The sequence below is a fragment of the Pseudomonas sp. 8_5_2 genome, from assembly GCF_059295255.1.
This window is the reverse complement of the sequence record NZ_CM181238.1, coordinates 4,797,091-4,818,980: the sequence shown is the minus strand read 5'-3', so window position 1 is coordinate 4,818,980 and position 21,890 is coordinate 4,797,091. Positions and strand designations below refer to the sequence as shown.

The window sequence follows — 21,890 nt, the reverse complement described above, 5'->3', positions numbered from 1 at the left end:
TGTCGCCCTCTTCGCGGGCAGGCGACGCGGTCAGTCCGGGTTTGTGTTCCACAAGCGGAACAACGGCTCCGCCAGAAACAGCACAAACAGCAAGCGCATCACCTGCAACGCCGTCACCAGCGGCACCGACAGCTGCAAGGTTTCCGCCGTCAGGCTCATCTCGGCAATCCCGCCCGGCATCATCCCCAGTGTCAGCGAGCGCAGGTCCAGCGCGGTCGTCACGCTCAGTACCCACGCGGCACTGGCGGCGATCGCCATGCACAGCGCCGTGGCCAGCAGGGTGCGCCCGAGAAACGACGGGGCACGGCGGAAGAACGCGCGGTTGAAGTGGCAGGCCAGGCCGCTGCCGATCAGCCATTGGCCGATCTGGCCGGCGCCGTTGGGCAGGGCGATCTGCAGGTTGCCCGCCAGGCTCACCGCTGCCGCCACCAGCAATGGCCCGAACAGCCAGGGGTTGGGCTGGCGCAGGCGCTGCCAGAGCAACGCAACGACCACACCCAGCGGGGCGATCAACGCCAGCCAGCCCCAGCTGACACTGCCAGTGTGGTTCAGTGGCACCCCATCGCCCAGCAAGAGCTTGAACAATGCCGGCACACACAGCACCACCGCCAGCACGCGCAAGCTCTGCGCCGCCGCCACCTGGCTGAGCACCGCGCCATTGCGCGCGCCCAGGTTGACCATCTCCCCCGAACCGCCGGGCATGCTGGCGAAGAACGCGGTGGCGCGGTCCTCGCCGGTGCGCCGCAACAGCCACACGCTGATCACGCTGGACAAGGTGGTGAACAGCGCGCCGAAGAAGATCAGCGCGAAATGGCTGGCCACCTGTTCGATTACGGCAGGGGTGAAATGCAGGCCAATGCCGATGCCGATGATCCACTGCCCGCATTTGCGGCCATTGGGCATTTCCGGCAGCTGCCAGGGTGTCAGGCAGCGCACCAGGATGATCGCCAGCAACGAGCCGACCATCCACGGCAAAGGCCAGCCGACCTTGCTGGCGGCAAAACCGCCAGCAATGCCGACCAGCCCGGTTGCGACAAACAACGGCAACGCGCGATCAGGCATCGGCCATGGCCCGACGCAGCTGGCTGCGTTTGCGCCAGCTGCGCAGCAGCGGCAATGTCAGCATGCAGACGGTCAGTGCCCATACCGACATGCTGATCGGGCTCGACCAGAGGATGCCCAGCTCACCGTTGGAAATCGACAGCGCCCTGCGCAGGTTCTGCTCCATCAGCCCGCCCAGGATGAAACCGAGCAAAATCGGCGACAGCGGGAAGTCCAGCTTGCGCAGGATGTAACCCATGATGCCGATGCCGACCATCAGGAACAGGTCGAAGGTGGTGGCATGCACGGCGTACACGCCGATACCGGTGATGATGGCGATCACCGGCACCAGCGCCCAGTTCGGCACGGCAAGGATGCGGGTGAAGATGCGGATCATCGGGATATTGAGGATCACCAGCATGATGTTGGCGATGAACAACGACGCGATCAGGCCCCAGACAATGTCGGGCTGCTGCTGGAACAGCAGTGGGCCCGGGGTGATGTTGTACAGCGTCAGGGCGCCGATCATCACCGCAGTGGTGCCCGATCCAGGCACGCCCAGTGTCAGCATCGGTACCAGGGCGCCACAGCAGGAGGCGCCAATGGCGGTTTCCGGGGCGGCCAGGCCGCGAGCGTCACCTTTGCCGAACTCGCCTTTGTCACCCGCCAGGCGCTTCTCGGTCATGTAGGCAACGGCACTGGCCAGTGTCGCGCCCGCGCCGGGCAGCACGCCCATGATGAAGCCAAGCAGGCCGCAACGGATGTTGACCGCGAACACCGAAGCCGCTTCCTTGAAGTTGAACAGCATGCGCCCGGTGGCCTTGACCGCCTGGTGGCCATGGTGGGTCTTTTCCAGCAGCAAGAGGATTTCGCTGATGGAGAACAGGCCCAGTACCAGCACCACGAACTGGATGCCGTCGGCCAGGTGCACGCTGTCACCGGTGAAACGGTACACACCGCTGTTGGCATCGATACCGACTGCCGAAAGGAACAGGCCGATCAAGGCGGCGATGAAGGTCTTCAGCGGCTTGTCACCCGCCATGCCGCCCAGGGCGACGATGGCGAAAACCATCAGCACGAAGTATTCCGCCGGCCCGAAGGCGATTGCCCATTTCGCCAGCAGCGGGGCGAACAGCACCATGCCGCAGGTGGCAATGAAGGCGCCGATGAACGAACTCCATGCCGACAACGACAGGGCCACGCCCGCCAGGCCCTTGCGCGCCATCGGGTAGCCGTCCAGGGTGGTCATCACGGTCGAGGCTTCGCCCGGGATGTTCAGCAGGATCGAGCTGATACGCCCGCCGTACTCGCAACCCAGGTACACCGCCGCCAGCAGGATCAGCGCCGACTCCGGCGGCAGGCCCAGGGCGAAGGCGATGGGGATCAGCAGGGCCACGCCGTTGATCGGACCCAGGCCCGGCAGCAGGCCGACCACGGTGCCGATAAGGGTGCCGGACAGGGCCGTGACCAGGTTGTAGGGGGACAGGGCGACGCCGAAGCCCTGGCCCAGGTAGCTCAAGGTATCCATGTGTCAGTTCTCCAGTACGCTCAGCAGGCCAAGGGGCAGGGGCACGTCCATCACGCGGTCGAACAGCCAGTAGAGGAACACGCTCATGCCGACCACCACGATGGCGCTGTGCAGCCAGCGACCGCCGTACAGGCGGGCCATTGGCAGACCGACGAGGATGGCGCTGAGGATAAAGCCCAGGGGTTCGAAGGTGGCGGCAAAGACCAGCAGCAGGCCGACGCAGGCGGCGATCTTGATCAGGGTGTGGCGGTCCAGCTCGGGCTCATCGTCCTTGCGCACGATGGGCGTAGGGCGGAACGCCAGGTACAGCAAACCCAGGCCCATCAGGCCCAGCATCAACAGTGGGTAGGCGCGCGGGCCTACCGGTTCATAGGAAAACGCCGCCTGGTAGGGCCAGGCCATCACGGCCAGGACGGCGCACACCGCCAGCAGGGCCAGGGCGAAGATGCGTTGCAGGATCATCAAGGAATCCTCTTGTTGTTCGGCAAGACGCAGATCCTTTGTAGGAGCGGCCTTGTGTCGCGAAAGGGCTGCGAAGCGGCCCCACGATTCCAGCAGCGGTGCACAAATCGCTGGGGCTGCTTTGCAGCCCTTTCGCGACACAAGGCCGCTCCTACAAAGAGCGGGTGTCGTTGGAGGCTTACTGGACCAGGCCGAATTCCTTGGCCAGTGCCTTGTAGTCAGCCACTTGCTTCTTCACATAGCCGTCCAGCTCTTCACCGGTCATGGCGAACGGGAACAGTTCGCGCTGGTCACGCAGCTTGGCGAAGTCTTCCGAGGCCAGCATCTTGTCGAACGAGGCCTTCCACCAGGCGTAGTCCTCGTCGCTCACCTTTGGCCCCAGGTAGAAGCCGCGCACCACCGGCCAGACGATGTCGTAGCCCTGCTCCTTGGCGGTAGGGATGTCCTTCATTTCCGGCTCGTCCAGGCGTTTTTCCGAGAACACCGCCAGGATGCGCATGTTGCCGCTCTGGATATGCGGCATGGAGTCGGAGATGTCCGTCGAACCGACCTGGATGTGCCCACCCAGCAGTGCCGTGGCGATCTCGCCGCCGCCTTCCAGGGCCACGTAGCGCAGGTCACGCGGGTTGATGCCGGCGGCCTTGGCGATCAGCGCGGTCTGCATCCAGTCCTGGCTGCCGACGGTGCCGCCGGAGCCGATCACGACCTTGCTCGGGTCTTTCTTCAGCGCCGCGACCAGGTCATCGAGGGTTTTGTAGGGCGAGTCGCTTTTCACCGCGATGGCGCCGTAGCTGGTGCCGACCGCAGCCAGCCATTTGACTGCGTTCTCGTCAAAGCGGCCGAACTTGCCCTGGGCCAGGTTCAGCAACGAGCCGCTGGACCAGGCCACCAGGGTGCCGGCATCGCCCGGGCGCTGGGCAACCACGGCGTTGTACGCCACGGCGCCGACACCGCCGGGCATGTAGGTGACGCGCATCGGCTTGCTGAGGATCTTTTCCTGCACCAAGGCGCTTTGCACCAGCTTGCAGGTCAGGTCGAAGCCACCGCCCGGCGAGGCCGGGGCGATGCATTCGGGGCGTTTCGGTTCGGCAGCGAGGGCGTTGCCGGCCAGCAGCAGGCAGCCGGTAGCGAGGACAAGGCGGCGCAGTGAAAAGGTCATCGTCGATCTCCGTGAGCGTTGTTGTTATCGGGTTATCGCTATTGGCTTACCACAGCGCCACGCTGTAGCTCACCAGCAGCCGCACTTCGTCGGCATCCCGGGCGAAGTTGGAGCGGAAGGTGGCGTTGCGCAGGCGCACGGCGACGTTTTTCAGCGCGCCGCTTTGTACCACGTACTTCAGTTCGGTATTGCGCTCCCACTCCTTGCCTTCACCACCGGCGGCGCGGCTGACGTTGTCGCCGCTGATGTAGCGGGTCATGAAGGTCAGGCCAGGTACGCCGAGCGCGGCAAAGTTGTAGTCGTAGCGCGCCTGCCAGGAACGCTCGTCGGCACCGGCAAAGTCGTTGATCTGGACGAAGTTGACCAGATACGGGTCGGCGCCATCGACATACGGGAAGGCGCTGTCGCCGGACAACTGCTGCCAGGCACCGCTGACCTTGTGTCCGCCCAGGCTGTAGCTGAGCATGCCGTTGACCGTGGTGTTGTCGATGTTGCCGGCCTTGGCGGCGCCGGCGTCGTCACTGACTGCCAGGCGCAGGTCGGCGCCGAAGGTACCCGGGCCCCACGGCTGGGTCGCGACCATGCCGATGAAGTGCTGGCGGTAGATATCGTCGAGCTGGGCGAAGTGGTAGCTGCCGGTGATGCGGTCGGTGAACTGGTAGTCCAGGCCACCCAGGGCCAGGTTGTCGGCGCTGAACGAGCCACCAAAGCGGCCGTTCTTGTTGTTCAGGGCCAGGTCTTCCCAGTTGGTGTCGTTGCGGTCCTTGGCCTTGTCCAGGCGGCCACCGGTGAACGTCAGGCCCTTGATCTCCTTCGAGGTAAGCAGGCCGCCTTCGAAGGTTTGCGGCAGGATCCGCCCATCGTTGGGCTGCAGGGTCGGCAGTTCGGGGATCAGGGTGCCGATCTTCAGTTCGGTCTGCGAGATCTTGACCTTGCCGGTCAGCCCGAGTTTGGAGTACTCGTCGGCAGCCTTGCCATTATCGTGGGTCGGCAGCAGGCCGCTGTCGGTGCGGTCGGGGCTGGAGTCGAGCTTGATGCCGAGCATGCCCAGCGCATCCAGGCCAAAGCCTACGGTGCCATCGGTGTAGCCGGACTCGAAGTTGAGGATGAAACCCTGGGCCCACTCGTCGCGCTTGGATTGTTGCGCGCTGGTGCCGTCGCGGAAGTCGCGGTTGAAGTACATGTTTCGGGTTTCGAAGGTGGCTGTGCTGTCTTCGAAGAAGGCGGCCTGGCTCATCGGGGCAACACCGGCAAGCGCAAGGGCGCTGGCGATGGCAGAGGGGCGTGCGGCAAAGGAACGGGTAGGCGCGAACGCCTGCGGCTGCGATGACAGCATCGATGATGACTCCGTTTATTGTTCTTATTCGTTGCACCTTGCTGGTGCTTTTTTCGGCGCGAGGAGCGACCGTGGTGCGATGCTAGGCAACGAACCTTTCGCTAACCTTTCAGTGAGAAAGGTTTGTTACCAGGGGCTTCACAGGCCTGAGTACAGCGGTACACTCCGCGCCACCGCCCCACCCGAGCAGGGAGAAACCGATGCGTGTGCTGCTGGTCGAAGACCATCTGCAACTGGCCGAAAGCGTGGCCCAGGCCCTGAAGAGCCACGGCCTGACCGTGGATGTGCTGCATGACGGCGTGGCTGCCGACCTGGCCTTGGCCAGTGAGGAATATGCGGTGGTCGTGCTGGATGTCGGCTTGCCGCGCATGGATGGCTTCGAGGTGCTGGCGCGCCTGCGTGGCCGCGGCAAGACCGTGCCGGTGCTGATGCTGACCGCGCGCAGCGACGTCAAGGACCGGGTGCATGGCTTGAACCTGGGGGCCGACGACTACCTGGCCAAGCCGTTCGAGCTGACCGAGCTGGAGGCCCGGGTGAAGGCCCTGCTGCGCCGCAGCGTGCTCGGTGGTGAGCGCCAGCAACGCTGTGGGCCGCTGGTGTACGACCTCGACACACGGCGTTTCTCGCTCGGTGACGACAACCTGACCCTGACCTCGCGCGAACAGAGCGTGCTGGAAGCGCTGATCGCCCGGCCGGGCCGCGTGATGAGCAAGGAGCAACTGGCCGCCCAGGTGTTCGGCCTGGACGAAGAGGCCAGCCCCGACGCCATCGAAATCTACATCCACCGCCTGCGCAAGAAGCTGGACGGCCACCCGGTGGCCATTGTCACCTTCCGCGGCCTGGGCTACCTGCTCGAGCATCGCGATGCGTGACAACGGTAGCCTGCGCGGGCGCTTGCTGGGCAATCTGGCCCTGTTGCTGGTGGTGCTGATGCTGGCCAGCGGCCTGAGCGCGTACTGGAACGGCCGAGAGGCCGCCGACACCGCCTACGACCGCACACTGCTGGCGTCGGCGCGGACCATCGCCGCCGGTCTGTCGCAACGCGATGGCTCGCTGAGTGCGGACGTGCCCTACGTGGCCCTGGATACCTTCGCCTATGACAGCGCCGGGCGGATCTACTATCAGGTGCTGGATATCAAGCAGCGGCTGATTTCCGGCTACGAGAACCTGCCTGCACCACCTGCGGGCACCCCCCGCACCGACGACTACCCGGCGCTGGCGCGGTTCTACAACGCCACCTACCTGGGCCAGGACGTGCGCGTGGTCAGCCTGCTGAAGGCGGTCAGCGAGCCGAACATGAACGGCATGGCGGAAATTCGCGTTGCCGAAACAGAGGAAGCGCGGGTGCGCATGGCTCGCGGGCTGATGGCCGATACCCTGTTGCGCCTGGGGATGCTGGCACTGGGTGCGCTGGTGATGGTGTGGTTTGCCGTGAGTGCAGCGCTGCGGCCGCTGGAGCGCCTGCGCACAGCGGTGGAAGAGCGCCAGCCGGACGACCTGCGGGCCCTGCCGGTGGTACAGGTGCAGCGCGAGCTGGGTCCGCTGGTACGGGCCTTGAACCACTTTACCGAGCGCTTGCGCGGCCAGTTCGAGCGCCAGGCGCAGTTCATCGCCGACGCCGCACATGAGCTGCGTACACCACTGGCGGCGCTGAAGGCCCGGGTCGAGTTGGGCCTGCGCTCTTCCGAGCCGCAGGAGTGGCGGCAGACCCTGGAATCTGCGGCCCAGGGTACCGATCGCCTGACCCACCTGGCTAACCAGCTGCTGTCGCTGGCGCGGGTCGAGAACGGTGCGCGGGCGATTGCCGAGGGCGGCGCGCAGCGCCTGGACTTGAGCCAGCTGGCCCGTGAGCTGGGCATGGCCATGGCGCCGCTGGCCCACAAGCGCGGGGTCGCGCTGGCGCTCGAGGCCGAGGCGCCGGTATGGCTGAAGGGGGAGCCGACGCTGCTCAACGAGCTGCTGAGCAACCTGGTGGACAATGCCCTGGCGCATACACCGGCGGGCGGCAATGTGATTCTGCGGGTATTGGCGCCGGCGGTGCTGGAGGTCGAGGACGATGGGCCGGGGATTCCCGAGGCCGAGCGCGAACGGGTGTTCGAACGTTTCTATCGGCGTAGCGCGCAGGGTAGCGGGCTTGGCCTGGCGATTGTTGGCGAAATCTGCCGGGCGCATCTGGCGCAGGTGAGCCTGCATGATGGAGCCAATGGTGGGTTGCGGGTGCGGGTGAGCTTTATTGCCGACTGATGGGTTTGCCTGTGCTGGCCTCTTCGCGGGTGAACCGGATTGCCGCGAAGAGGCCAGCACAGGCTCAGCGCAACATGCTCCGCGCCTCCAGCAGCTCATCCACCTCCAGTTCGGTGCCGAACGGCAACCCCAGGTGGCGGTACGCCGGCAGCGCTGCCAGCGGCCGGTTGCGGCCGCGCTGGCTGATGCAGCGGGCGATCTGCACGATGTCGATGTAATCGACCTTGTCGGTCTGCCGGTCCAGGTCCTGGATCTGGCTTGGCAGGCTCACCAACTGCTCGGGAAACTCCCACGCCTTGAGGATCTTGTCGCCCAGCACCGGCTGAATCTGCTCGATCACATAGTGCAGGCACACCGGGTCCGACAACAGTTCGTTGTGCTCTTCGGCATAGATCAGCACCGGCAGGGCGCCAATCTGGTTGACCAGCCCGCCAAGGGTGGCCTGGTCGGGTTTGAGCTGGGTGAAGCGACGGCAGACTTCATAGCTGATACCGGCAACTTCCAGGCTGTTTGCCCAGATATCGCGCAGTTTATGCTCAACCGCCGGCGCCCGTGCGTGGAAAATCTGTTCGATTACCAGGCCGATGGCCAGGTTGCAGCTGTAATTGATCCCCAGCCGCGTGATAGCGGTATGCAGGTCGGTGACCTCGACCGCGGCGCGCAGCAATGGGCTGTTGACTACCTTGATCAGGCGCGCTGAAAGGGCCGCATCGCGACCGATTACCTTGCTCAGGGCCGCTACGCTGATCTCGCTGTCTTCCGCTGCCTCGCGGATGCTCAAGGCAACCTCGGGCAGTGTCGGCAGGACCAGGTCATCCTTTTCGATGGCATCAAGCAATTGTGCTTGAACCATCTCGGCCAGCTTGTTCATGGGCTTGTCTACCGCAGTGGTGGTGCGGCCCCGCCGCAGGGGCGGGGCAGGCTGGTCAGCGCAGGATTTCCTGGTCGCGGTCCAGTTCGTAGGGCAGGGTCAGCACCTGCAGGCGCGGGCCTTCCAGGCTGCCCAGGTGAAGATTGTCGTCGGCCACCGCATCGGCGCTGAGCACCGCGAGCAGTTCGCAGCCCGCGCCATTATTGGCAGCCAGCACCACCTCACCGACCGACGAGCCATGGGTAGGCGAGAATATCTCGGCACCCGGGGCGGGGGCAGCCTGCTGGTCCAGTGCCAGGCGGTACTGGCGGCGTTTGAGCTTGCCCAGGTACTGCATGCGCGCGACGATTTCCTGGCCGGTGTAGCAGCCCTTCTTGAAGCTGACACCGTCAACTGCCTGCAGGTTGATCATCTGCGGGATGAACAGCTCGCGGGTTGGCCCCATGACCTGGCCGATACCGGCGCGGATCTGCCCCAGCAACCAGTCGTCGAGGGTGCCTTCGGGAAGGGCGCCGGCCAGTGCCTGGCGCACTCTGGCGGCGCTGTCTGCAGGTACCCACAGTTCCACGCGGCCCGCCGACACTGCGATGGCGATCAGGCCGTCATGGCGCGCGGTGCTGCCGGCGTCTGCGGGCACATCGAGCCCCAGCGACTGCAGTGCAGTGTCGCCACCCTGCAGGCCGAAGCGTGCCCAGGCGGCACTTTCATCGGTCAGCGTGGCCTTGGAGAACACGGCGTACTTTTTCAGGTCAGCCAATTGCGCGTCTAGCAGCTCGCTGGCCATGGCCAGCAGGTAGCCGTTGCCTTCTGGCAGGATGCGGAAGCTTGACTGCATGCGCCCCTTGACCATGCAGCGGGCGCCGAGGCTGGCGTATTCAGGGCTGAGATAGTTGATGTTGCAGGTCAGCTGGCCTTGCAGGAACTTGCCTGCATCGGAGCCGCGGACGGCGAGGATGCCCTCGTGGGACAGGGGGCAGAAGAAAGCGGAATCGGCCATGGGTCATCGCGGTGGCTAAAGACTGGCGGCCATCATAGAACGCCGGTAACAAAATAGGTAGGTGACTAGACCAACGCCCGGTGCCGCTTCGCTCGCCTGGCTGTATACTGGCCGGCCATTCGAGGAGGGCCCCATGGTCGAACAAACTGAACTCAACCGGCTTTTCTGGCACAGCCGCCGCGGCATGCTGGAGCTGGACGTGCTGCTGGTGCCTTTCACCCAGGAAGTGTACGCCACCCTCAACGAGACTGACCGCGAGCTGTATGTGCGCCTGTTGAGCTGTGAGGATCAGGACATGTTCGGCTGGTTCATGGAGCGTACCGAGTCCGAAGACCCGGAGCTGCAGCGCATGGTCCGCATCATTCTGGACCGTGTCCAGCCCAAGTGAGTGCTTCGAGTGCCGCTGGCAGGGCTCGCGCCTGCTGCTGGCGGCCTACCTGACCTGTCAGGTGCTGGCATGGCTTGCCGTGTGTGCGAGCCCGCTGCCTGGGTGGCTGGCCGTTTCTGTGCTCGCCGCCTGCATTGCCCACGCTGGCTGCGCCATTCCCCGACGAATTCTGTTGACCCATGAACATGCCGTTGTCGGCCTGCGCCGTGATATGCGCGGCTGGCAGGTGTTCAGCCGCGCGCGTGGCTGGCAGCCGGTGCGGTTGTGTCGCGACAGCGTGGCGGTACCGGGGTTGGTGGTGTTGCGTTTTGTGCGGCCCGGGCGGTGTGTGGGGGAGAGCCAGTGTGTGCTGCGCGATGCGCTGAGGCCGGATGAGCATCGGCGATTGCGGGTGCGGTTGAAGTTCAGTCGGCGACGTTGGGCTGATGTGGGGGCGGGTCAGGGCTGACAGGTGTTCACCATGGCATTTTCGGCGCCTGTGAAATCGAGCGCCGCCCGCGCGGCACTCGATTTCACAGGCGCTGGAGATGGCAAGGCGGGCAACTGCCGGTCTCAACCCGCACGCTAGCCCAGCCCCCCTCTCACAAAGGACTCAGCACCGTATCCCTCGCCTCATCCAGCATTCCCGGGTAATCCAGGGTGTAATGCAACCCCCGGCTTTCCTTGCGCTGCATCGCCGACAAAATCATCAGCTCGGCCACCTGCGCCAGATTACGCAGCTCGATCAGGTCCCGGCTGACCTTGTAATTGCTGTAGAACTCGTCGATTTCGTCCAGCAGCAGGCGAATGCGGTGCTGGGCCCGCTGCAGGCGCTTGCTGGTGCGCACGATGCCGACATAGTCCCACATGAATCGCCGCAATTCGTCCCAGTTGTGCGCAATGATCACGTCTTCGTCCGAATCTGTAACCTGGCTGGCGTCCCACCCAGGCAAGGCCTGGGGCATCGCCACTTGCTCCAGGTTCGCCTGGATGTCCGCAGCCGCCGCGCGGCCATACACGAAGCATTCCAGCAACGAGTTGCTGGCCATGCGGTTGGCGCCGTGCAGGCCGGTAAAGCTGGTCTCGCCGATGGCGTACAGGCCTGGTACGTCGGTATGCCCGCGGTCATCGACCATAACCCCGCCACAGGTGTAGTGCGCGGCTGGCACCACCGGGATCGGCTGGCGGGTGATGTCGATGCCAAAGCCCAGGCAGCGTTCGTACACGGTTGGGAAGTGGCTCTTGATGAAGTCGGCGGGCTTGTGGGTGATGTCCAGGTACACGCAGTCCACGCCCAGGCGCTTCATCTCGTGGTCGATGGCACGCGCCACGATGTCGCGCGGGGCCAGTTCTTCACGCGGATCGAAACGTGGCATGAAGCGCTCGCCATTGGGCAGGCGCAGCAGGGCACCCTCGCCGCGCAGGGCTTCGGTAACCAGGAAGCTCTTGGCTTGCGGGTGGTACAGGCACGTCGGGTGGAACTGGTTGAATTCCAGGTTCGCCACCCGGCACCCCGCGCGCCAGGCCATGGCAATGCCGTCGCCGCAGGCGCCATCGGGGTTGCTGGTGTACAGGTAGACTTTGGCCGCACCGCCCGTGGCCAGTACCGTGAAGCGTGCGCCGAAGGTATCTACCTCACCGGTATTGCGGTCGAGCACATAGGCGCCCAGGCAGCGCTCGCCGGGCAGGCCCAGGCGGCGCTCGGTGATCAGGTCGACCGCCACACGCTGCTCCAGCAACTGGATATTCGGGCGCAGGCGGGCCTGGGCCAGCAGCGTGGTGAAAATTGCTGCACCGGTGGCGTCGGCAGCGTGAATGATGCGCCGGTGGCTATGGCCGCCTTCGCGGGTCAGGTGGAACTCGAAGCCGCCGTCGTCGACGCTGTTGTGCTCGTCGCGGGTAAAGGGCACGCCTTGCTCGATCAGCCACTGGATGGCCTCGCGGCTGTGCTCGACGGTAAAACGTACCGCATCTTCATGGCACAGGCCGCCGCCAGCATTGAGGGTATCCTCGACATGCGACTGTACGGTATCGGTATTGTCCAGCACCGCTGCAACACCGCCCTGGGCCCAGAAGGTCGAGCCGTTGGCCAGGTCGCCCTTGCTGAGCACGGCGACGCGCAGGTGGCTGGGGAGGTTCAGTGCCAGGCTGAGACCGGCGGCACCGCTGCCGATCACCAGGACATCATGTTGGAATTGTTGGCTCATGTCGGGACACTAGTAATCTTCGGGAGGGGCACGGCACAATAGTCACGCGCCGATGGCAATGTGAAACTATCGTTAAACTTGGCCGGGTAGCCTTTATAGCAGCCCCGGGTGGCCAATTTCCATGCCGCCCGCCAGTTCGCGACAACCTTTGCGGGAACTTTCCGGTATGCCCGGAAATCCTATGAAGGCTGCCCGCACGCCACAGTTTGCCGCGGCGACGCAGGGTGGCAGGCCTTTTCCGGGCTGTACCTGCGTATTCGAAACCTGATTATCGACGTAGCCGGCCGTGCCCGCGCCGCGTCTTCCGTGCAAGCCGACCAAGGGCTGCAGGAAACTTGCTTGGAGGGGAGAACTTTTGCGCAAAGCCCGAGTCTATGGTTGCAAGCCTGAACGATGGCTGATGCAGCGCTCCTTCGAGTTCACCGAGGAGTGTTCATGCTAACCCAGGAAGAGGATCAGCAGCTTGTCGAGCGCGTGCAGCGCGGTGACAGGCGAGCGTTCGATCTGTTGGTGCTGAAGTATCAGCACAAGATTCTCGGGTTGATCGTGCGGTTCGTTCACGATACCCACGAGGCCCAGGATGTAGCACAGGAAGCCTTCATCAAGGCCTACCGTGCGCTTGGCAACTTCCGCGGCGACAGTGCGTTTTATACGTGGCTGTACCGCATCGCCATCAACACGGCGAAGAACTACCTGGTGTCCCGTGGAAGACGGCCGCCAGACAGCGATGTGAGCTCCGAGGATGCGGAGTTTTATGACGGCGATCATGGTCTCAAGGATCTCGAGTCCCCAGAGCGCTCGTTGTTGCGGGATGAAATCGAAGGCACTGTCCATCGCACCATCCAGCAACTGCCTGAAGACCTGCGCACGGCGTTGACCCTGCGCGAGTTCGACGGACTGAGTTACGAAGACATTGCGAGTGTCATGCAATGTCCGGTGGGTACCGTGCGCTCTCGAATCTTCCGCGCTCGGGAGGCCATAGATAAAGCCCTGCAGCCGTTGTTGCAGGAAACCTGAGACAGCGGCGACAGCCAAGAGAGGAACCGCCATGAGTCGTGAAGCTTTGCAGGAATCGCTGTCCGCGGTGATGGATAACGAAGCGGACGAACTGGAACTGCGTCGGGTGCTGAGCGCCGTCGACAATGCCGAAACCCGTGCCACCTGGTCGCGTTACCAGGTTGCCCGTGCAGCCATGCACAAGGAGCTGCTGCTGCCGAACCTGGATATCGCCTCGGCGGTGTCTGCGGCGCTGGCTGACGAAGCCGTGCCGGCCAAGGTCAACAAAGGCCCGTGGCGCAGCATTGGCCGCCTGGCGGTTGCTGCCTCGGTCACCGTGGCCGTGCTGGCCGGTGTACGTATGTACAACCAGGACGAAATCACCGGCGCCGAGCTGGCTGCCCAGCAACCTGCCCAGCAGGGTCTGAGCGTGCCGCAAGCCCAGGGCCCGGCCGTTCTGGCAGGCTATAGTGAAAGCAGTGAGCAACCGACCGGGCCAATGGCCAACGGCGTGTTGCAGAACCAGGCCGGATGGGATCAGCGTCTGCCAGGCTATCTGCGCCAGCACGCCCAGGAATCTGCGCTCAAGGGCACTGAAACCGCCTTGCCGTATGCCCGCGCTGCCAGCCTGGAAAACCGTTAAGTAAGGAGGATCATGCGCGCGCTACCTCTCCTGTCGCTGCTGATTGGCAGCTGCATGGTGGTGCCAGCATTGGCGGCCAACTCTTCGCCCCAGGCGAATGAGTGGCTGAACAAGCTGGCACAGGCCGAGCAAAAACAGAGCTATCAAGGCTCTTTTGTCTACGAACGCAACGGCAGTTTTTCTTCCCACGATATCTGGCACAAAGTCGTGGACGGCAAGGTCAGCGAGCGGCTATTGCAGCTCGATGGCGCCGCCCAGGAAATTGTGCGCGTGGACGGAAAGGTAGAGTGTGTCAGCGGGGACTTGGTCAGCGGTGTGACAACGCCGCCGGACAATGCCTCGCGTGTGCTTGATCCGCTGAAACTGATGGGTTGGTACGACTTGAGCGTGGCGGGCAAGTCACGGGTCGCCGGGCGCGACGCCGTGATCGTGACGCTCACCCCCCGTGACCAGCACCGCTATGCTTTCGAATTGCATCTGGACCGTTTAACCGGTTTGCCGCTGCGCTCGTTGATGCTCAACGACAAAGGGCAGTTGCTGGAGCGCTTCCAGATGACCCGCCTCGATACCAGTCAGCCGCCCAGCGACAATGACCTGCGCCCCAGCGCTGCCTGCAAGCCGGTGCAGCAGGTTGCGGCCGCTGGCAACGACAGCGTCGCCGGCTGGCGCTCGGACTGGCTGCCGCCCGGGTTCGAGCTGGTCAACAGTTCGGTGCGCCCCGATCCGAAACGCGGGAGCACCGTCAGCAGCCTCATGTACGACGATGGCCTGGCGCGTTTCTCGGTATTCCTCGAATCGGTCAAGGATGATGGCGGCACCGACATGCGCACCCAGCTGGGCCCGACTTCAGCGGTTTCGCGTCGCCTGAACACGCCCAAGGGCAAGGTGATGGTGACCGTGGTCGGCGAAATCCCATTGGGTACGGCAGAACGCGTCGCACTGTCGATGCGCCCCCAGGATGCCCAGGCGCGCCAGTGATGGCGCGCTTTTCGCAATTTTGCCAAGGTGGGCGGACATACGGCTGAAATGAAATTAAAGCATTGTCATTTGCAATCCATCGGCAAATTTTCTATAGGTCAGGCTTTCAGGAGCCTGGCCTTTCCTGCGTTGTGCAGGGGCCTTTCTAAACTACCGCTCGTTGTGACGGGAGTCGTATGTCAACACCACGCTTGAAATCCTACCTATCGATGTTCGCCGCCGTGCTGATGCTCGGCCAGGTGCTCACCGCCCAGGCCGAGGAAGCCCTGCCGGACTTCACCACCCTGGTCGAGCAAGCCTCGCCGGCGGTGGTCAACATCAGTACCAAGCAGAAGCTCCCGGACCGGCGCATGGCCGCCGGGCAGATGCCGGACCTGGAAGGCCTGCCGCCGATGTTCCGCGAGTTCTTCGAGCGCAACATGCCGCAGCAGCCACGCTCCCCGCGCGGTGATCGCCAGCGTGAGGCGATGTCGCTGGGGTCGGGCTTCATCATTTCCAGCGACGGTTATGTGCTCACCAACAACCACGTGGTGGCCGATGCTGACGAGATCATCGTCCGCCTGTCGGACCGCAGTGAGCTGCAGGCCAAGCTGATCGGCACCGACCCGCGTACCGATGTGGCCCTGCTGAAGGTCGAAGGCAAGAACCTGCCGATCGTCAAGCTGGGCGATTCCGAGAAGCTCAAGGTTGGCGAGTGGGTACTGGCCATCGGCTCGCCGTTCGGCTTTGACCACTCGGTGACCAAAGGTATCGTCAGCGCCAAGGGCCGCACCCTGCCCAACGACACCTATGTACCGTTCATCCAGACCGACGTGGCCATCAACCCGGGTAACTCCGGCGGCCCGTTGTTCAACATGAAGGGCGAAGTGGTGGGTATCAACTCGCAGATCTTCACCCGTTCCGGCGGCTTCATGGGCCTGTCGTTCGCCATCCCGATCGACGTGGCGATCGATGTGTCCAACCAGCTGAAGAAAGACGGCAAGGTCAGCCGTGGCTGGCTGGGCGTGGTCATCCAAGAGGTCAACAAGGACCTGGCCGAGTCGTTCGGCCTCGACAAACCGGCGGGTGCGCTGGTGGCGCAGGTACTGGAAAACGGTCCGGCAGCCAAGGGCGGCCTGCAGGTGGGTGACGTGATCCTGAGCATGAACGGCCAACCGATCGTGATGTCGGCAGATTTGCCGCACCTGGTGGGCAGCCTGAAGGATGGCGAGAAAGCCAGGCTCGAAATCATCCGCAACGGCAAGCGCCAGAACCTGGATGTGGCCGTGGGTGCCATGCCGGATGACGATGCCGATATCGGCACCGGTGCCGAAGGCAGCGCCGAGCGCAGCAGCAATCGCCTGGGTGTATCGGTGGCCGACCTGTCCGCCGAGCAGAAGAAATCCCTGGAGCTCAAAGGTGGCGTGGTCATCAAGGAAGTCCAGGATGGCCCGGCAGCGCTGATCGGCCTGCGCCCGGGTGACGTCATCAGCCATCTGAACAACCAGGCCATCGGTTCGGCCAAGGAGTTCACCGAAATCGCCAAGGACCTGCCGAAGAACCGCTCGGTGTCGATGCGGGTGCTGCGCCAGGGGCGTGCCAGCTTCATCACCTTCAAGCTCGCCGAGTAAGCGCGTTCGCAGGGGACAAGGGCAGCTTCGGCTGCCCTTTTTCATGAACGTTCACAATTGCAGGGGCGAATCCTGTGTACAGTCGGACAGAGGAACCTCCCCTATCCCTGCTGTTTAAGGTACAATTCCCGGCTATTTTTCGGCGGGCGTCCGGCTCGCAGCCTTTTCGAGTGTTGACCCGTGAGTGATTTGAGTCATATCCGCAATTTCTCCATCATCGCCCACATCGACCATGGCAAGTCGACGCTGGCCGACCGTTTCATCCAGATGTGCGGTGGCCTGTCGGCGCGCGAAATGGAAGCCCAGGTGCTCGATTCCATGGACCTGGAGCGTGAGCGCGGGATCACCATCAAGGCCCACAGCGTCACGCTGCACTACAAGGCGCAGGACGGCAAGACCTACCAGCTGAACTTCATCGATACCCCAGGCCACGTCGACTTCACCTATGAAGTTTCGCGCTCGCTGGCGGCCTGTGAAGGCGCACTGCTGGTCGTCGATGCCGGCCAGGGTGTCGAGGCGCAATCGGTCGCCAACTGCTACACCGCCATCGAGCAGGGCCTCGAGGTCATGCCGGTGCTGAACAAGATGGACCTGCCGCAGGCAGATCCGGACCGCGTCAAGGACGAGATCGAGAAGATCATCGGCATCGACGCCACCGACGCCGTGGCCTGCAGTGCCAAGAGCGGCATGGGCGTGGACGAGGTGCTCGAGCGCCTGGTGCACACCATCCCTGCGCCGGTAGGCGAAATTGACGCGCCGCTGCAGGCGCTGATCATCGACTCCTGGTTCGACAACTACCTGGGCGTGGTCTCGCTGGTGCGTGTGCGCCAGGGCCGGGTCAAGAAAGGCGACAAGATCCTGGTCAAGTCCACCGGCAAGGTGCACCTGGTCGACAGCGTCGGCGTATTCACCCCGAAGCATACCCAGACGGCTGACCTGAAAGCCGGTGAAGTGGGCTTCATCATCGCCAGCATCAAGGACATTCACGGTGCCCCGGTGGGTGACACCCTGACCTTGTCCTCGACCCCGGAGGTCGAAGTACTGGCAGGCTTCAAGAAGATCCAGCCACAGGTCTACGCCGGCCTGTTCCCGGTCAGCTCCGACGACTTCGAAGACTTCCGCGATGCCCTGCAGAAGCTGACCCTGAACGACTCGTCGCTGCAGTACATGCCGGAAAGCTCCGATGCACTGGGCTTCGGCTTCCGTTGCGGCTTCCTCGGCATGCTGCACATGGAAATCATCCAGGAGCGCCTGGAGCGCGAATACGACCTGGACCTGATCACCACCGCACCTAGCGTGATCTACGAGCTCGAGCTGAAAACCGGCGAAACCATCATCGTCGACAACCCGTCGAAGCTGCCTGACGTCTCGGCGGTCACCGATTTCCGCGAACCGATCGTCACCGCGACCATCCTGGTGCCGCAGGAGCACCTGGGCAACGTGATCACCCTGTGCATCGAGAAGCGTGGCGTGCAGCGCGACATGCAGTTCCTCGGCAGCCAGGTGCAGGTGCGTTACGACATGCCGATGAACGAAGTGGTGCTGGACTTCTTCGATCGTCTCAAGTCCACCAGCCGCGGCTATGCTTCGCTGGACTATCATTTCGATCGCTATCAGTCGGCCAACCTGGTCAAGCTGGACGTGTTGATCAACGGCGACAAGGTAGACGCCCTGGCGTTGATCGTGCACCGCGACAACGCGGCCTACAAAGGCCGTGCGTTGACCGAGAAGATGAAGGAGCTGATCCCTCGGCAGATGTTCGATGTGGCGATCCAGGCAGCCATTGGCGGCCAGATCATTGCGCGGACAACCGTCAAGGCGCTCAGAAAGAACGTACTGGCCAAGTGCTACGGTGGTGACGTCAGCCGTAAGAAGAAACTGCTGGAGAAGCAGAAGGCCGGTAAGAAACGCATGAAACAGGTGGGCAACGTGGAAATTCCACAAGAAGCCTTCCTCGCCGTGCTCAGGTTGGATAGCTAGGTCCTATGTCGCTAAATTTCCCGCTGTTGCTGGTCATCGCCGTCTTCGTCTGCGGTTTGCTGGGCTTGATCGACCTGCTGTTCCTGGCCCCGCGCCGGCGTGCGGCAATCGCCAACTATCAGGGCAGCGTCAGCCAGCCCGAGATGGCGGTGGTCGAACGCCTGAACAAGGAACCGTTGCTGGTCGAGTACGGCAAGTCGTTCTTCCCGGTGCTGTTCATCGTGCTGGTGTTGCGTTCGTTCCTGGTCGAACCGTTCCAGATCCCTTCCGGGTCGATGAAACCGACCCTGGAAGTGGGCGACTTCATCCTGGTGAACAAGTTCTCGTACGGCATTCGCCTGCCGGTGGTGGACAAGAAGGTCATCGAGGTGGGTGACCCGCAGCGCGGTGATGTGATGGTGTTCCGCTACCCGAGCGACCCGAACGTCAATTACATCAAGCGTGTGGTCGGCCTGCCGGGCGACCAGATCCGCTATACCAACGACAAGCGGCTGTTCGTCAACGGCCAGCCGATTGCCGAGCAACTGGTGGGTACCGAACCGGGCACCTTGGGCAGCGCCGAGCTGTACAAGGAAAAGCTCGGCGAGGCCGAACACCTGATCCGCAAGGAAATGAGCCGTTATCGCATGCCGCCGGACCAGCAATGGACCGTACCGGCCGGCCATTACTTCATGATGGGCGACAACCGCGACAACTCCAACGACAGCCGCTACTGGGATGATCCGAACATTCCCAAGGAACTGCACGGCATGGTTCCGGACCGGAACATCGTCGGCAAGGCCTTTGCGGTCTGGATGAGCTGGCCAGAGCCCAAGCTCAGCCACCTGCCCAACCTGTCGCGGGTTGGTCTGATCCATTGATACCCTTCGGCGCTGTCCAGCAGACAGCGCCGAATGCATTTCTGACATAGGCTGTGTTCTCAGGGATCGGGAGATTCGCCGTGTTTAGCGGCGTACCACAGCCAAACAGTCTTTCAGGATGTTGATTTGAACAACGCGTTGAACAACCAACGGGTGGCCGCATGACTGCTTCCCTTGCCCGTCTGGAGCGAAAGCTCGGTTACACCTTCAAGAACCAGGACCAGATGCTCCTGGCCCTGACCCATCGCAGCTATGCCGGGCGCAATAACGAGCGCCTGGAGTTTCTCGGTGACGCCATTCTCAACTTCGTCGCCGGCGAAGCGCTGTTCGAGCGCTTCCCGCAGGCCCGTGAAGGCCAGTTGTCGCGCCTGCGAGCGCGGCTGGTCAAGGGCGAGACTCTGGCCCGCCTGGCCCGTGGTTTCGACCTGGGCGAATACCTGCGCCTGGGTTCGGGTGAGCTCAAGAGCGGTGGTTTCCGCCGCGAGTCGATCCTGGCTGATGCCCTGGAGGCGCTGATCGGCGCCATCTATCTGGACGCAGACATGGACACGGCACGCGAACGTGTGCTCGCCTGGTTGGCCGACGAATTCGAAGGCCTGACCCTGGTCGACACCAACAAGGATCCGAAAACCCGCCTGCAGGAATTTCTGCAATCGCGCAGCTGTGAGCTGCCGCGTTATGAGGTAGTGGATATCCAGGGTGAACCGCACTGCCGGACCTTCTTCGTCGAATGCGAAGTGGTGCTGCTGAACAACAAGAGTCGTGGCCAGGGCGTTAGCCGGCGTATTGCCGAGCAAGTTGCCGCCGCGTCTGCACTGATCGCCCTGGGCGTGGAGAATGGCAATGACTGATAACACCCCGACCCGCTGCGGCTACGTAGCCATTGTCGGCCGCCCCAATGTCGGCAAGTCGACCCTGCTCAACCACATCCTCGGCCAGAAGCTGGCGATTACCTCGCGCAAGCCGCAGACCACCCGCCATAACATGCTCGGTATCAAGACCGAGGGTGATGTGCAGGCGATCTACGTCGATACCCCCGGCATGCACAAGGCCAATGACAAGGCCCTGAACCGCTACATGAACCGCACTGCATCGGCTGCCCTGAAGGACGTCGATGTGGTTATTTTCGTGGTCGACCGTACCAAGTGGACCGACGAGGACCAACTGGTGCTGGAGCGTGTGCAGTACGTGACCGGCCCGCTGATCATCGCGGTCAACAAGACCGACCGCATGGAAGAGAAGGCCGAGCTGATTCCGCACCTGCAGTGGCTGCAGGAGCAACTGCCGAATGCCGAGGTGATGCCGATTTCTGCGCAGCAGGGGCACAACCTCGAAGCGCTGGAAGCGCAGATCGCCAAGCACCTGCCGGAGAACGACCACTTTTTCCCCGAAGACCAGATCACCGACCGCAGCAGCCGCTTCCTGGCTGCCGAGCTGGTTCGCGAGAAGATCATGCGTCAGCTCGGTGCAGAGCTGCCGTACCAGATCACCGTGGAAATCGAGGAGTTCAAGCAGCAGGGTCATGTGCTGCATATCCACGCCCTGATCCTGGTCGAGCGCGACGGCCAGAAGAAGATCATCATTGGTGACAAGGGCGAGCGCATCAAGCGCATCGGCTCCGAGGCGCGCAAGGACATGGAAGTGCTGTTCGACTCCAAGGTCATGCTCAACCTCTGGGTCAAGGTCAAAGGCGGCTGGTCCGACGACGAGCGCGCCTTGCGTTCGCTGGGCTACGGCGACCTGTAACTCCACCTGACTGCTCAGGTTACTCTGTGGGAGCGGGTTTCCCCGCGAATGCGTCAGTGGATTCACCACCGCATTCGCGGGTAAACCCGCTCCCACAGTTGTTTGTGAATAGTAGAGATCGCACATGGATCAAGTTGTCGGCCAACCGGCCTACGTCCTGCATAGCCGTGCCTACAAGGAAACCAGCGCGCTGGTGGACTTCTTCACCCCGCAGGGCCGCGTACGTGCGGTGCTGCGGCGGGCGCGGGGCAAGGGTGGCAGCCTGGTGCGGTCATTCGTGCCGTTGGAGGTAGAGCTGCGCGGACGCGGCGAGCTGAAGAACGTCGGGCGCATGGACAGCGCCGGTATTGCCGCCTGGCTGAACGGCGATGCACTGTTCAGCGGGTTGTACCTCAACGAGCTGCTGATGCGCCTGTTGCCTGCCGAAGCGCCGTTCCCGGCACTGTTCGAACACTACACCCTGACCCTGCAAGCGTTGGCCGCCGGTCGTCCGCTGGAGCCGCTGCTGCGTTCCTTCGAATGGCGGCTGCTGGACGAACTCGGGTATGCGTTTTCCTTGGCGCATGACGTCAACGACCAGCCGATCGCTGCCGACGGCTTGTATCGCTTGCGTGTAGATGCCGGCCTGGAGCGGATCGAGCTGGTGCAGCCGGGCCTGTTCCGTGGCACTGAGCTGCTGGCCCTGGCTGAAGCCGACTGGGACGCCCCTGGCGCCTTGTTGGCAGCCAAGCGCCTGATGCGCCAGGCATTGGCGGTTCACCTGGGGCCGAAACCGCTGGTCAGCCGGGAACTGTTTCGCAAGCGCTGATCACGACGTATGCTGTGGGGCTCATACCTCAGGAGAGCCTTTCGTGACTCACAGCAA

The 21,890-nt window shown here is 63.4% G+C and carries 21 protein-coding genes; 13 read left to right on the top strand and 8 right to left on the bottom strand.

What is annotated here, in order from left to right:
• Positions 1-30: 30 nt before the first annotated feature.
• The 5 genes from AC5O5R_RS22040 to AC5O5R_RS22020 all read right to left on the bottom strand — a co-directional run bounded on the left by AC5O5R_RS22040 (position 31) and on the right by AC5O5R_RS22020 (position 5,526).
• Positions 31-1,062, bottom strand: a complete 1,032-nt coding sequence (locus AC5O5R_RS22040; RefSeq protein ID WP_494514747.1) for an AbrB family transcriptional regulator — start codon at positions 1,060-1,062, stop codon at positions 31-33.
• On the bottom strand, positions 1,055-2,569 hold the full coding sequence (locus tag AC5O5R_RS22035) for a tripartite tricarboxylate transporter permease (RefSeq protein WP_172233157.1): 1,515 nt from the start codon (positions 2,567-2,569) through the stop codon (positions 1,055-1,057). Before AC5O5R_RS22035 ends, AC5O5R_RS22040 begins: the two co-directional genes overlap by 8 nt.
• Positions 2,570-2,572: 3 nt before the next feature.
• On the bottom strand, positions 2,573-3,031 hold the full coding sequence (locus tag AC5O5R_RS22030) for a tripartite tricarboxylate transporter TctB family protein (RefSeq protein ID WP_172233160.1): 459 nt from the start codon (positions 3,029-3,031) through the stop codon (positions 2,573-2,575).
• Positions 3,032-3,209: 178 nt separating this feature from the next.
• The gene (locus AC5O5R_RS22025; protein ID WP_172233235.1) at positions 3,210-4,190 is read right to left on the bottom strand and encodes a Bug family tripartite tricarboxylate transporter substrate binding protein; all 981 of its coding nucleotides are present in this window, start codon (positions 4,188-4,190) and stop codon (positions 3,210-3,212) included.
• Positions 4,191-4,236: 46 nt separating this feature from the next.
• Positions 4,237-5,526 (bottom strand): OprD family porin, encoded by a 1,290-nt coding sequence (locus AC5O5R_RS22020; protein WP_494514746.1) that lies wholly within the window; start codon positions 5,524-5,526, stop codon positions 4,237-4,239.
• 200 nt (positions 5,527-5,726) lie between these two features.
• Here AC5O5R_RS22020 and AC5O5R_RS22015 point away from each other — a divergent pair, with 200 nt between their 5' ends.
• Complete coding sequence (locus tag AC5O5R_RS22015) at positions 5,727-6,398, top strand: response regulator (protein WP_172232650.1); 672 nt, start codon at positions 5,727-5,729, stop codon at positions 6,396-6,398.
• A complete protein-coding gene (locus AC5O5R_RS22010; protein ID WP_172232647.1) occupies positions 6,391-7,770 on the top strand; it encodes a sensor histidine kinase in 1,380 nt (459 codons plus the stop codon). The genes AC5O5R_RS22015 and AC5O5R_RS22010 overlap by 8 nt, the downstream gene beginning before the upstream one ends.
• A 64-nt stretch (positions 7,771-7,834) precedes the next feature.
• On the opposite strand, the gene AC5O5R_RS22005 is transcribed toward AC5O5R_RS22010, so the two are convergent.
• Together AC5O5R_RS22005 and ygfZ are read right to left on the bottom strand one after the other, a co-directional pair.
• Complete coding sequence (locus tag AC5O5R_RS22005) at positions 7,835-8,641, bottom strand: HDOD domain-containing protein (protein WP_172223514.1); 807 nt, start codon at positions 8,639-8,641, stop codon at positions 7,835-7,837.
• 55 nt (positions 8,642-8,696) lie between these two features.
• Positions 8,697-9,638: a CAF17-like 4Fe-4S cluster assembly/insertion protein YgfZ gene (gene ygfZ / locus AC5O5R_RS22000; protein WP_172223517.1), complete on the bottom strand. Its 942-nt coding sequence runs from the start codon at positions 9,636-9,638 to the stop codon at positions 8,697-8,699.
• 133 nt (positions 9,639-9,771) lie between these two features.
• Between ygfZ and AC5O5R_RS21995 the strand changes: the two genes are divergently transcribed.
• Both AC5O5R_RS21995 and AC5O5R_RS21990 read left to right on the top strand, forming a co-directional pair.
• On the top strand, positions 9,772-10,026 hold the full coding sequence (locus AC5O5R_RS21995) for an FAD assembly factor SdhE (RefSeq protein ID WP_172223520.1): 255 nt from the start codon (positions 9,772-9,774) through the stop codon (positions 10,024-10,026).
• A complete protein-coding gene (locus AC5O5R_RS21990) occupies positions 10,010-10,474 on the top strand; it encodes a protein YgfX (RefSeq protein WP_172223525.1) in 465 nt (154 codons plus the stop codon). Before AC5O5R_RS21995 ends, AC5O5R_RS21990 begins: the two co-directional genes overlap by 17 nt.
• Before the next feature lie 133 nt (positions 10,475-10,607).
• On the opposite strand, the gene nadB is transcribed toward AC5O5R_RS21990, so the two are convergent.
• Positions 10,608-12,212: an L-aspartate oxidase gene (nadB, locus tag AC5O5R_RS21985; RefSeq protein WP_172223529.1), complete on the bottom strand. Its 1,605-nt coding sequence runs from the start codon at positions 12,210-12,212 to the stop codon at positions 10,608-10,610.
• Between the two features lie 435 nt (positions 12,213-12,647).
• On the opposite strand from nadB, the gene rpoE reads away from it, so the two are divergent.
• From rpoE to recO, 9 genes are all read left to right on the top strand, one after another.
• The gene (rpoE, locus tag AC5O5R_RS21980; protein ID WP_003252049.1) at positions 12,648-13,229 is read left to right on the top strand and encodes an RNA polymerase sigma factor RpoE/AlgU; all 582 of its coding nucleotides are present in this window, start codon (positions 12,648-12,650) and stop codon (positions 13,227-13,229) included.
• A gap of 31 nt (positions 13,230-13,260) precedes the next feature.
• Entirely contained in the window at positions 13,261-13,851 is a 591-nt protein-coding gene (locus tag AC5O5R_RS21975) for a sigma-E factor negative regulatory protein (protein ID WP_172223533.1), read from the top strand.
• Between the two features lie 12 nt (positions 13,852-13,863).
• Positions 13,864-14,829, top strand: a complete 966-nt coding sequence (locus AC5O5R_RS21970; protein ID WP_172223536.1) for a MucB/RseB C-terminal domain-containing protein — start codon at positions 13,864-13,866, stop codon at positions 14,827-14,829.
• 209 nt (positions 14,830-15,038) lie between these two features.
• Positions 15,039-16,439: a DegQ family serine endoprotease gene (locus AC5O5R_RS21965; RefSeq protein ID WP_372242422.1), complete on the top strand. Its 1,401-nt coding sequence runs from the start codon at positions 15,039-15,041 to the stop codon at positions 16,437-16,439.
• A 180-nt stretch (positions 16,440-16,619) separates the two neighbouring features.
• Positions 16,620-18,419, top strand: a complete 1,800-nt coding sequence (gene lepA, locus AC5O5R_RS21960; protein WP_016498174.1) for a translation elongation factor 4 — start codon at positions 16,620-16,622, stop codon at positions 18,417-18,419.
• Between the two features lie 5 nt (positions 18,420-18,424).
• Complete coding sequence (lepB, locus tag AC5O5R_RS21955) at positions 18,425-19,279, top strand: signal peptidase I (protein ID WP_172223543.1); 855 nt, start codon at positions 18,425-18,427, stop codon at positions 19,277-19,279.
• A gap of 161 nt (positions 19,280-19,440) precedes the next feature.
• Positions 19,441-20,130, top strand: a complete 690-nt coding sequence (gene rnc / locus AC5O5R_RS21950; protein WP_012273927.1) for a ribonuclease III — start codon at positions 19,441-19,443, stop codon at positions 20,128-20,130.
• Positions 20,123-21,025, top strand: coding sequence for a GTPase Era (gene era, locus AC5O5R_RS21945; protein WP_172223548.1), 903 nt, complete (start codon positions 20,123-20,125; stop codon positions 21,023-21,025). The genes rnc and era overlap by 8 nt, the downstream gene beginning before the upstream one ends.
• Before the next feature lie 124 nt (positions 21,026-21,149).
• Positions 21,150-21,833 (top strand): DNA repair protein RecO, encoded by a 684-nt coding sequence (gene recO / locus AC5O5R_RS21940; protein WP_172223551.1) that lies wholly within the window; start codon positions 21,150-21,152, stop codon positions 21,831-21,833.
• Positions 21,834-21,890 lie beyond the last annotated feature (57 nt).